Origin of the sequence: Roseburia sp. AM23-20 (genome assembly GCF_003470905.1) — a bacterium.
GTDB lineage: Bacteria > Bacillota > Clostridia > Lachnospirales > Lachnospiraceae > Roseburia > Roseburia rectibacter.
The window spans coordinates 286,439-299,052 of the sequence record NZ_QRHS01000001.1; the positions used below are offsets into that span (position 1 = coordinate 286,439).

Sequence of the window (12,614 nt, forward strand, 5' to 3'; positions counted from 1 at the left end):
TACAAATACCTGATCCGGCAAAAAACCGGATCAGGCACTACTTACATGCATATGCTTTTTGTTTTATTTTCTTAATTCAGCACCGACACGCTCAAGTGCATTTACAATCCTATCCATTGCACCGGTAATATCGGCATCCTCTAAGTTTCTGTCCTTTGCACGGAAAGATAAAGAATATGCGATTGATTTATATCCCGGTTTGATCTGTGCTCCCTCATAGATATCAAACAGATCATATTTCTCTAAGAACTGGCCGCCTTTTTCATCAAAAATCTTCTCAATATCACCGGCAAGCACTTTCTTCGGAACAACCATGGAAATGTCTCTGGTTGCAGCCGGGAATTTAGCGATTCCTTCATACTTGTGGTCGAAAGATGCGCGGGATACGATCTCCGGCATATCAAGTACTGCAACATAAACGCGCTCTTTGATTGCATAATTTGCAGCAACCGTCGGATGAACCTCACCGAGATAACCGATCACAGTGCCATCATAAACAACATTTGCCTGACGTCCCGGATGTAAGAATGGTTTTCCGGCTTCCGGATCATATTCCGGTTTCAGCTTCATTCCTGCTTTGTAAAGGAACTCCTCGATCACACCCTTCATGGTAAAGAAGTCACCCTCTCCGTACATACCAAGTGTAAACTGCATGCGCTCTTCCGGCAGCTCTGTTACCGGCACCTGTTTTGGCAGGTAAATATTTCCAAGTTCATACAGACGCACGTTCTTATTTCTGCGGTTAAAGTTTGTGGAAAGTGATGTCAGCATACCATTTAAGGAAACCGTTCTCATGATAGAGAAATCCTCTCCGAGCGGATTGCTGATCACAACCGCTTTGCGGAGCGGTGAATCCTGTGGCAATAATAATTTATCGTATACTTTCGGGCTCTCAAAGGAATACGTCATCCCCTGTGAAAATCCGCAGAACTCTGCGATCTCTCTTGCTACTGCCTCAATACGGAGTTTGAAGGTAAGTTTTCCTGTGGTAGCTTCACCGCTTGGCAGTGTGGTCGGAATCTTGTCATAACCGAAGAATCTTGCCACTTCCTCTGCAAGGTCGGCGTCACACTCTAAGTCCTGTCTCCAGGATGGAACGATCACTTCATTCGAAGCCGGATCATAGCCGAGGTCGATCTTTGAGAAATAAGCCAGCATTGTCTCTTTTGCAATGTCCGTTCCAAGAAGTTTGTTGTATTTCTCCGGCTCGAATGGAATACGTTTATCCCCTTTGACATTCGGGTAAACATCCACAATGCCGCCGACAACTTCTCCGGCACCAAGCTCCTCTATAAGCTGGCATGCACGGTTCATTGCCTCGATCGCTGTGTTTGGATCTAAGCCTTTTTCAAATTTTGCGGAGGCATCGGTACGCAGTCCGATCTTTCTTCCGGACAGACGGATGTTTGTTCCATCGAAACATGCAGCCTCAAACAGCATTGTTTTTACATTGTCTGTGATCATGGAATTTTCTCCACCCATGATACCTGCAATACCGATGGCTTTCTTTCCATCACAGATCATCAGTACAGAATCATCTAAAGTGCGTTCCTGACCGTCTAAAGTTACAAACTGCTCACCCTTTGCTGCACGTCTTACAACGATCTCTCTGTCCTCGATCGTGTCAAGGTCATAGGCATGCATTGGCTGACCATACTCTTCCATCACATAGTTTGTGATATCTACAATGTTATTGATCGGACGGATTCCCTGTGCACGCAGTCTGCGCTGCATCCATTCCGGTGACGGTGCGATCTTGATATTCTTTACAACTCTTGCGGTGTAACGGGAGCAGAGTTTGTCATCGTTTACAGATACTTTGATGTAATCGTTGACATCTTCATTGTTACCTGTTTCTGTCACAACCGGAGGAACAAATTCTTTTCCGAATGTAGCTGCTGCTTCTCTCGCAATACCAAGAATGGAAAAACAGTCTACACGGTTTGAAGTGATCTCATACTCAACAACCGTATCATTCAATCCCAGATAACTTACTGCATTTTCTCCGATCGGAGCATCTTCCGGCAGAATATATAAACCATTTTCCGGTGCAAGCGGGAACATATCTCTGTTGGAACCGAGTTCCTCGATCGAGCACATCATACCGTTTGATTCCACACCGCGCAGCTTTCCTTTTTTGATCTTGATGCCACCCTCTGTTTTGCTGCCGTCATGACCGCCTGCAACTTTTCCGCCATCTAATACGACCGGCACTTTGCAGCCTTCAGTTACATTTGGAGCTCCTGTTACGATCTGGATCGTCTCTGTTCCGATATCTACCTGACAGATGACAAGTTTATCTGCATCCGGATGTTTTTCAATGCTCTTTACCTGTCCGATCACAATTTTATCAAGATCCTCATCCATGTTCTCATATCCTTCTACCTTAGAGCCGGATAATGTCATGGCATCCATATATTCCTGTGGTGTACAGTCAAGACCTGGAACTAAGTCTTTGATCCACTTTAATGAAGTATTCATAATGCTATATTCTCCTATCTTTTTCCTAGAACTGATTTAAAAATCTCTGATCATTTTCATAGAGCAGACGCATATCGTCGATCTCATATTTGAGCAGTGCAATACGCTCTAATCCGATACCGAATGCAAATCCTGAGTATTCTTCCGGATCAATACCGCTCATACGCAGTACACGCGGATGTACCATACCACAGCCTAAGATCTCGATCCAGCCTTCTCCTTTACAGAAACGGCATCCTTTACCGCCACATTTAAAACAGGTCACGTCCATCTCTGCGGACGGTTCTGTAAATGGGAAGTGATGCGGACGGAATTTTACTTTGGTATCCTGTCCGAATAACTGTCTTGCGAATTCTGCAAGTGTTCCCTTTAAATCAGAAAACGTAATGTTTTTATCAACGACAAGTCCCTCGATCTGATGGAAAGACGGAGAATGTGTCGCATCTACCTCATCGGCACGGAATACACGGCCCGGTGCGATCATACGGATCGGGAGATGTCCTTTTTCCATCTCACGGACCTGTACCGGAGATGTCTGTGTACGGAGCACGATCTTGTCATTGATATAGAACGTATCCTGCTCGTCCTTTGCCGGATGGTTTGCCGGGATATTAAGTGCCTCAAAGTTATAATAATCGTACTCTACTTCCGGTCCTTCTACTACTTCGTATCCCATTCCGGTAAAGATGCGCTCTACTTCTTCTAATGCGATCGTATTTGGATGACGGTGTCCGACATTATTTTTCTTTGCAGGAAGTGTCACATCAATAACTTCTCTGCGGAGTTTTGCATCTAACTCTGCTGCCTCTAATTTTTTCTTTGTTTCATCTAAGATCTTTTCGATGCTCTCTCTTGTCTCATTGACAAGCTGTCCGACTAATGGACGTTCTTCCGGACTGACATCTTTCATACTCTTTAATACGGCGGTCAGTTCTCCTTTTTTTCCAAGAACTGCAACACGCACATCATTCAATTTTGACAGATCGCCGGATGCCTCGATCTGACGGATCGCATCTTCTCTGATTTTCTGCAATTTTTCTTTCATGATAATCTCCATTCTGCATTATTTCTTTCAGATATTTGTCTTACAAATTATTTTTGTGACACAATTTCCTGTGATGGATTTGTTTCAGCAACAAAAAACGCAGAGTCATTCGTCCAGGGACGAATGATTCCGCGGTACCACCCTGATTCTTTCTGCCATAGTAGCTGGCAGGAAGCTCTTAACATGCGTAACGTGCATAAACGTCATCTGCTACTGTCATTTCACAAATGCGGCTCCCGTGCGAACTTCGATTCCTACCTTGTCTTAAATGGGTTTTCAGCCGGTGACCCATTCTCTCTGAAAGAATTATAGTGCACTACTAATCACGTTCAATGCCTTTTCTTTTTCACTCTGTATTGCATTGTAGCACAGGCAATTTATTAGTTCAAGAGTTTTTTCTTTTTTTCTTCTCTTTATCTTTGAGCAGCCACTTCCGGATACTGTCATTGAAAATAACGTTTACTTCCGCCGACATCATCATGATATACATGCAGAAATAAAGCCATAACATGATAAGTGCGATCGTTGTCAGGCTTCCATACATGGAAAAACCATTAAAATAATCCACATATATAGATACACCAATAGAAAAAACATACCATGCCACTCCGCAGATCGCAGCTCCCGGAAGCTGGCTTTTAAAGGTCAGCTTTTTATTCGGCAGTGCAGTGAAGATTATATCAAAGAAAAGGATCAGCATTGCTAACATGATCAGACCTCGAAAATGTGACAGCAGATCCACAGCATGCCGCAGTAACGGAATATACTGTGATGCCAGTTTCTGAAGCGAATTTCCAAAAATAATTACAAGCAGCGTAAATATAATCGCGATCACAAACACTACTGTATAAACGACTGCCCAGAGGCGCAGCACAAACCAGTTTCTTGTCTCTTCAAGGTCATTGACTGAATTAAGACCATCAGTCATATATTGTACTCCCTTTGCTGCAGACCAGATAGCTGCGATCGCTGTAATGGAAATAATGCCCGCAGATCTGTTATACACCTCATCGATCAGGGAAATAAGAAACGGTGCTATGTATTCCGGCATAACTCTTTCTATAATTTTTAAAAGTGTCCCCTCCGTCACAGATGTATACTGTAACAGGGACGAAAAAACCATGAGAAACGGGATCAGTGATAATATAATAAAAAACGCAGACTGCGCAGAATATGCATTGATCTTATCCCGCTTACATTTTCCCATAAACGACATCACATTTCCTATAATCTTCCAGATCATAACGTCTCTTTTCCTTCCATTTCTCCAATTGTTTCCACGGTAATATTCTGATAAAAATAATTTAAAATATCCAGATAGCCCATACCGGCTTTTGCCATTCCATTTGCGCCATTCTGGCTCATGCCAAGTCCATGACCATAACCCCCGCCGGATAACAGATAGGTTCCGTCTTCCTGCTTTTCGATCGTTGAAAATGCACTTGGCAGCATCGTCATATTTTCTGATTCCGTTGCATCTGCATAGACTATTTTTTCGATCATACAGCCAAGAATCTTACGAATATTGTATTCTGTCTTTACTTTTACGACACCATGTTCATAAGTAAGATTCAATGTAAGGATCGAACCGGAACCACTTCTTGCTTCCACTGACATTCCGGTAATGTCTCCCATTTTCTTTCCGACCTCAGAAACATCCATCTCTGTTGTGCCGTCAGATTCATAATATAACACATTTTGGGGTGAAATGGAATGTCTTGCTGATAAGATCTCATTTACCTGTTCCGTTTTATCCGATAAATCTGCTGTTGCAGACCACCTGTAATAACGGATATCACTATCATATCCATCCGCGTTGCCCTTAATATACCGGGTAAATGTTGTTTCATCCGATAAGTCCATCCCATCATCCGTCTGATTTAAACATGTTTTTTTCAGATATCCATAATCAGCAGGATCATCCACATTCCAGATTTCTGCCGTATCTGTATACCCCATTGATGTAGAGAAATAATATGCCTCCACAACCTTTCCCATCCAGGTCATCACCTGATCACATGTTGCATCGACAGCCGCAACGGACTCCTTGGTCTGCTCCACTTTATTGTAAACCTGATAAGATGTACTGTCATTGATATGCGCTCCGTATGCCGCAAGATCTGCCCGCATAAGCTGTATATAAGCGTAACTGCGCGCACATACCGCCTGTGCCTTTAATGCCTCTGCCGAAAAATTTGACGGCATTTCACTTGGCACAACCGCAGATAAATATTCTTCTAATGGCAGCTCATTCACGACCGTATACCCATTCTCTGTATTTCTCACCTCGATCGTTCCAAAATAGCCATTTGACGTAGCTGTCCCATTCTGGTCACACAGATAGATCCGTCCATCTTCCGTTTCCGGCTTCAAAACATAAGTTTTTCCAGAGGTATCTGTCAATGCATCCGCAGGGTGAAGAAGTTCATCCGGTTCTGTATTTTTTGTTTCATCGCCACAGGTCACTACAGCTTTCGCAGAACATTTTAAATATATATCTTTCCGGACATTTGTACCATCATCCGCTAAAAGAAGAACCCGGATATTTTTTATATCAGCAGGCTGTAGAATAAGGATCGCACAGACTTCCTTCCCTGCTGTCACATAAGCAACATCCATGTTACCTAAAACAACATCCGATATCGATTTTTCAGACACATCGCCATAAGTCTGATAAACCGGAAGTTTTCCATTATGGTGGATTCTTCCATAATCTTCTATCTCAATCTCAGAATCATCATAAGACAACATCTGCCCCTGTATAAAATCCTGTTTTGTCTTGATTGCAGTAAGCGTACCATCCGTAAATACGAGGTCACAGACTCCCGGTTCGCAGGATATCTGATCATCGTTCAATTCTATTTCATAAACTGCACCGGCAAATAAAAAACAGATTTGTTCCCTCTGGCAGGATTTTAAATATACATTCTCGACCGTTTGTCCCTGTCTGGATACCTGTGCAATGCCAATGCACTGATTCTCTCTTATATAAATCTCATATGCCATCCAGTTTGTAAAATATGTATTTTGTAATCTGGTATAATAGTCACCCTGATTCGTTACAAGAACCGTCTGATCATCCAGCTCCAGACTATTTAACACAAGCAAAGACTCTTTTGTCACGCTCTGTTCCATATCAAGAAATCCAAGTATCTGCTCATATATCTGATTCCATTCTGTACGCGGGATGGCTGAGTTTTTTCTTTTTACCACAAAATCAATCTGTTCTGAAACACCCAGTTTTTTTAACAGTTCATCCAGCACTGACTGTGTCAGATACTCCTGTTTCCTGCCTGAAAACCAGTCGTCCCATTCATCCTTTGAATACACGGTAAAAGCCAGTTCCTGTTTTACTTCATCAATACTGATATAATCTTCCGAAAAAACTTCCGGATCATAATTCTCTTTCAGTTTGTTTATAAGTACACCTATAAAAACACAAATTAAAACTCCCAGTATGACTGCTGAAATTTTAGGTATATTTCTTTTTTTCACGTTGAGCCCCGTTTCTGTACCAAATACATATAATTTCTGTCATTTTATTGCACAAAAGAAGCTGCTTATATTTCAAAGCAGCTTCCCTGATCTTTTGTCCGAAAACAAAAGTTCTTTTGTATTTTAAATATTCTTTTGTATAGCAGATCTTTTTCATCTGTATGCCAAATATTCTTCTGTACATCAAATTTTCTTTTGTACTCTTCATCTCTTCTGTACTAAAAAATCTTCTGTACCTTATGATCTTTTGTCAAAAACCCAAAATGCCGTTTCCTACGTTTTTGACTCCTAGCGACCGCTAGGTGGGTAACCGCACGTCGGTTTCTGTCTTCCACTGCTCATGTACTGAAGTACTGATGGCTTGACATCTGCCTTCGAATATAAGAATCCCATAAAAGTAAATGTAGGTTCAAAAATGTAGGGTGTCGCACATCCCAGGCCGTTTTTGATAGTCTTATTATACTTTAATATGCCCCATTTCGCAACTATTAATTAGTGCCAAATTTTGTTTTACTTTCTATCTATTTTCTCTATTGACAAAAGCATCCTTACCTGTTCAATAGCTTCTTCCATATTATCTGTCCGTATAGAGAAGTCACAGAGTTCTTCATTGTCAATTTCATTTTCCAATGATAATAGACGGTACATTTTTTCCTGATTACTGATAGTTTTTTCTAAAATATTGGAAATCATTTTTTCACGACTGCTCCTGCAAAACAATATGGCTGTTGAAAACAATCGTTTCATAGCTATTGCACCACCGATATCAAGCGGCACGATCGGATTAATCCCATCTTCGATCATTTTTGCAATATCAGACGCCAGGATACCATATTTATTTCCGGCATACACGGTTACTGTTACAAAATCATTTTTTTTATTTTTAAACTCTTCAGCCGAAAGTCTCTGATGGAACCCATCTGCTGTTCCTGTCGTATACGAATGAACAATCTTTCCTGCTCCCGCTTTTTCTAACCTTTTGGCAAGTTCATTTTTGCCGGAACCGGACGGTCCGACCAATGCTATCACAGACGGAAATGAAACCGGCTTTTTATCTAACAGCATTGACTCTTTGATCTGATCTATTAACTGCAAAAATTCCCCATAATGATTTACAGATAGAATGCCGCTAAGTGAATCATTCCATGGGCGGCGCATTAAAACCGGATATTTAGCACAACTTTTAAGAATATTATGCGGTCCATCATCTAACGTAACATCAAAACGAACCAGCGATTTCTGGAATCCCATAATAATATTCTGTTCCGGAAAATCAGGAAATGCTGTCAGAATCTGTTCTGCGCGCAGGCTCATAAACTGCGGTGCAATTGCTGTAATAATATATACTTTCCCTTTTTTCTGCAGTTCATGTATGAAATTTTTGGCTTCATCCGTCACTGTCTGCATACGATAAATCCGTTCGTCCTGATAGTACTGCTTGATGATCGATGCCTTACCGACATTTTCCCATGAATTGATATCTTCTAATTTCAGATTCAAGGCATGTTCCTTATTTGCAAGCGTAATTGCATGTGTATTCAGATCAGAAATCACATCATCCCAGTCAATTCCATAAGTCAGCATAAATATCCTCCTATTTTTTACTGCAAGAAAGAATCCTGCTTTACAGGATTCTCCGCCTGCGGCGGGTCGCTCCAGCGACATAATTCCACTCCGACGCAGTGCGATCCTGCCCGGAGGGCTTTTTAATTCATAGGACATAATTTCCTATGAATTAAAAAATCGGGTGTGAACCAAGTCACACCCGATCGTCATTCATAACAATAAGTCTGCTCGCAAAGCGTGCACTTTATTATTTCTGAGGACCTGCAGAAACTAATGCTTTACCAGCATCGTTTCCTTCGTATTTAGCAAAGTTCTTGATGAATCTGTCAGCAAGATCTTTTGCTTTTGTCTCCCACTCAGATGCATCTGCATATGTGTCACGTGGGTCAAGAATACCTGAATCTACACCTGGAAGCTCTGTAGGAACCTCGAAGTTGAACATTGGGATTTTCTTTGTTGGAGCTTTAAGAATATCACCAGAAAGGATAGCGTCGATGATTCCTCTTGTATCCTTGATTGTGATTCTCTTTCCTGTTCCATTCCATCCTGTATTTACAAGGTATGCTTTAGCGCCGCTCTTCTCCATCTTCTTAACAAGCTCTTCTGCATATTTTGTAGGATGCAGCTCTAAGAATGCCTGTCCGAAGCAAGCTGAGAAAGTAGGTGTCGGCTCTGTGATTCCACGCTCTGTACCAGCAAGTTTTGCTGTAAATCCAGACAGGAAGTAGTACTGTGTCTGCTCTGGTGTCAGGATAGATACTGGAGGAAGTACTCCGAATGCATCTGCTGATAAGAAGATTACATTCTTTGCAGCCGGTGCAGATGATACAGGTTTAACAATATTGGTAATGTGGTTGATCGGGTAAGATACACGAGTGTTCTCTGTAACGCTCTTGTCATCAAAATCGATCTTTCCGTTTGCATCAACAGTAACGTTCTCTAACAGTGCGTTACGTTTGATTGCATTGTAGATATCCGGCTCAGACTCTTTGTCAAGACCGATAACCTTTGCATAGCATCCACCCTCGAAGTTGAATACACCGTTGTCATCCCAGCCGTGCTCATCATCACCGATTAAGAGACGTTTCGGATCTGTAGAAAGTGTTGTCTTTCCTGTTCCGGAAAGTCCGAAGAAGATTGCTGTATTCTCGCCGTTCATATCAGCGTTTGCTGAACAGTGCATGGAAGCGATGCCTTTAAGTGGGAGATAGTAGTTCATCATAGAGAACATACCTTTCTTCATCTCTCCGCCGTACCATGTATTGACGATAACCTGCTCTTTGGATGTAATGTTGAATGCAACACATGTCTCTGAGTTAAGACCTAACTCTTTGTAGTTCTCAACTTTTGCTTTTGAAGCATTGTATACGATAAAGTCCGGCTCAAAGTTCTCAAATTCTTCTGCTGTTGGCTTGATGAACATGTTTGTTACGAAATGAGCCTGCCATGCAACCTCAACGATGAAACGAACTGCCATACGTGTATCTTTATTTGCTCCACAGAAAGCATCTACTACGAACAGTCTCTTGTTTGAAAGCTCTTTCTTTGCAAGATCTTTCACTGCTGCCCATGTTTCCTCTGACATAGGATGGTTATCGTTTGGATATTCTTTTGAATTCCACCATACAGTGTCTTTTGAATTCTCGTCCATAACGATATATTTATCTTTCGGGGAACGTCCTGTATAGATACCAGTCATAACGTTAACTGTACCAAGTTCTGTTTCCTTACCAACCTCATAACCCTCAAGACCTGCTTTGGTCTCTTCCTCGAATAACATCTCGTAAGAAGGATTGTGAACGATCTCTGTTACTCCGGTAATGCCATACTTGCTTAAATCGATATTTGCCATTGCTCTTTAACCTCTTTCCTTTAAAATAATCAGGGTATTTTTTAAAAAATTCCGCTAATATAAATATACACAATGTTATTTTTTTGTCAATCAGTTTTTGTAAAATAATGTCACCCTTTTTTTTATTCTCCGGCTGTAAAATTCTTCTGTTCTAACTCTTTTGCAATCGGTGTGATCTGCACCAGTAAATTCTCCATATTTTCGAACATGGTACTCTTTTGTGTTCCAAGATCATTTGCCCGCTCTATATGCATGCGAACTGTATCATACTCTGCCTTTTCCCGCTCAAGCGAACGGTTTACATCGGCAAGTTTTTCCCTTGAATCATCAAGCACGCCTGCAATCTCCTGCTGTACCTGGTCTGCTCCGCTTGCAGCCGCCGTAATACGGTCAAACACCTCATATGTCTCATCTGCACTCTCTAAGCTTTTCCCGAGTGACTCTTTCGATGTAGCAATGCTCTGGTTTAAATTTTCCGTATCCTGTTCCACTTCCACAATGCTTCCATCTACGGTGCTGACAAGGCTTTTGATCTCACTGGCGAGATTCTTTACTTCCTCTGCAACAACGGCAAATCCTTTTCCCTGCTCCCCGGCACGCGCCGCCTCAATGGATGCGTTCAATGCAAGCATATTGGTCTGGTTGGCAATTGAGATGATCTGTCCCATACATTCTTTGATTTTCTGCACGGATGCCTGGAAATCTTCGAATGTGCGCTGGATCTCATCAAAATGTTCCTGTACTTCCCCTGAACTCTCCTTTAAGCCACCGACTTTCTGCTGTGCCTCTTCCACCGATTTTGTAATATCTTCTCGCACACCGGCAAACTGTCCTGACGTTTCGCCAACTGTTTCAAACGTTTCATGAAAAGAGCCAAGCTTCTCTTTGAGCTGTTCATTTTCCTCTAAAACCGCCTGAAATGCATTCTGGATTTCCTGTAATTCATCCAGAGATCTTACCTCTGTCTGTGAAAGTTTTTTCTGGTAGTCAAGCAGACTTTCAGACACATGTATTACCGGATGCAGATTTAATTTTTCTTCTGTCTGACTCACCTGTTCTTTTATCTCTTTTTTGAATTGAAACATTCTCTCTCCCCCTTACTCAAATACAACACACGACATGGTCTGATTTACAAACTGGCTGTTATAATGTTCCCCAAAACCAACTAAACCTGCATGCATACCAAGTGTCCCCATTGTCTTTAAATACTGATCCATATAATGCTCCTGGGAGAAGAATAGATAACGGAAAATGCAATTTACGGAAAAAACACCAGAAATCCTTGCAAAATCACCTTTGATCTGCCGCACCGTCTCTTCCACGATGGAAGGATAATCATTCGTCTCAAGCAGATAAAGCACATCGGAATCATTGACCTGACGATAGCAGCCCAATGCATTTCCCGCTACTTCTTTGATTGAGATAATACAGATATCCTGCCCGTTCTTTTTACCGATCGGGTTTTTAAAAGTCTGGTTTACAATATCCTGTTCCCGGATACCAAGTGTATCTTCATAGACCTGTTTTGCCGGCTTTCCGTTTAGTTCCCCGACTGTGTATTTACTGCGGTCTGTATTTGATGCAATAAAACGATACTGTGGAAGTGGATAATAAATATTTTCCTTATACACTTTAACTTTGCCACCGGTATTTTTCACAAATGCAAAAGCATCTGCATCTTCATATACCTTTCCATTTACGGAAACTTTTCCACCATCCCCTGTTCCACCTGTCAGTGAAATTTTCTTTTTTTCCAGAATACTGTACATGGTCGTAAGAACCGCCGCATCATTCCCTGTACAAAAATCAATACAGACAGTATTTTCAGATGACGCATTTATCTTCTGTAAAGCCTTTTCAACCCTGCTGATATATTTGACCGGCATGATGGATGCCTGCTCTAATACGTCTGTCACAGCCTCTACACCTTCAAACGCTGTTACACTGACACCTTTTTCCGTCACACCTGTCTGGTAACTCATTCCGATGCATCCAATGCTCGGTACACCCGGATATAATTCTTCCAGTTCAGCTGCATGAGCTTCAAGCTGCTCTGCATTTGACATCAGGATCAAAAATGCCGGATTCCCCAACCCCCGTACAGCTTCTTTTAAATTTCCACTGGAACTTGTTCCATAACTCTCTTTCATCTGTTTGTCTCTCCTTTATCTTTTC

The 12,614-nt window shown here is 41.7% G+C and carries 8 protein-coding genes, 1 other RNA gene and 1 other annotated feature; all 9 genes read right to left on the reverse strand.

The annotated features are described in order from the left end of the window. Nucleotides 1-63: 63 nt before the first annotated feature. On the reverse strand, nt 64-2,481 hold the full coding sequence (gene pheT / locus DW650_RS01315) for a phenylalanine--tRNA ligase subunit beta (RefSeq protein WP_118208879.1): 2,418 nt from the start codon (nt 2,479-2,481) through the stop codon (nt 64-66). Between the two features lie 25 nt (nt 2,482-2,506). After that, complete coding sequence (gene pheS, locus DW650_RS01320; RefSeq protein WP_015560506.1) at nt 2,507-3,526, reverse strand: phenylalanine--tRNA ligase subunit alpha; 1,020 nt, start codon at nt 3,524-3,526, stop codon at nt 2,507-2,509. 112 nt (nt 3,527-3,638) lie between these two features. Next, nucleotides 3,639-3,868 (reverse strand) — a binding site (T-box leader). Between the two features lie 43 nt (nt 3,869-3,911). Continuing rightward, the gene (locus DW650_RS01325) at nt 3,912-4,769 is read right to left on the reverse strand and encodes a YihY/virulence factor BrkB family protein (protein ID WP_118208880.1); all 858 of its coding nucleotides are present in this window, start codon (nt 4,767-4,769) and stop codon (nt 3,912-3,914) included. Then, nucleotides 4,766-7,021 (reverse strand): SpoIID/LytB domain-containing protein, encoded by a 2,256-nt coding sequence (locus DW650_RS01330; RefSeq protein WP_118208881.1) that lies wholly within the window; start codon nt 7,019-7,021, stop codon nt 4,766-4,768. Before DW650_RS01330 ends, DW650_RS01325 begins: the two co-directional genes overlap by 4 nt. A 251-nt stretch (nt 7,022-7,272) precedes the next feature. Beyond that, nucleotides 7,273-7,465: non-coding RNA, 6S RNA (gene ssrS, locus DW650_RS01340), on the reverse strand. A 66-nt stretch (nt 7,466-7,531) separates the two neighbouring features. Next, on the reverse strand, nt 7,532-8,605 hold the full coding sequence (locus DW650_RS01345) for a 5' nucleotidase, NT5C type (RefSeq protein ID WP_117920891.1): 1,074 nt from the start codon (nt 8,603-8,605) through the stop codon (nt 7,532-7,534). A gap of 229 nt (nt 8,606-8,834) precedes the next feature. Continuing rightward, nucleotides 8,835-10,439, reverse strand: a complete 1,605-nt coding sequence (gene pckA, locus DW650_RS01350; protein ID WP_117920892.1) for a phosphoenolpyruvate carboxykinase (ATP) — start codon at nt 10,437-10,439, stop codon at nt 8,835-8,837. A gap of 122 nt (nt 10,440-10,561) precedes the next feature. Continuing rightward, nucleotides 10,562-11,524, reverse strand: a complete 963-nt coding sequence (locus DW650_RS01355; RefSeq protein ID WP_117920893.1) for a methyl-accepting chemotaxis protein — start codon at nt 11,522-11,524, stop codon at nt 10,562-10,564. Nucleotides 11,525-11,536: 12 nt separating this feature from the next. Then, on the reverse strand, nt 11,537-12,589 hold the full coding sequence (locus DW650_RS01360) for an FIST signal transduction protein (RefSeq protein ID WP_118208883.1): 1,053 nt from the start codon (nt 12,587-12,589) through the stop codon (nt 11,537-11,539). Nucleotides 12,590-12,614: the final 25 nt, after the last annotated feature.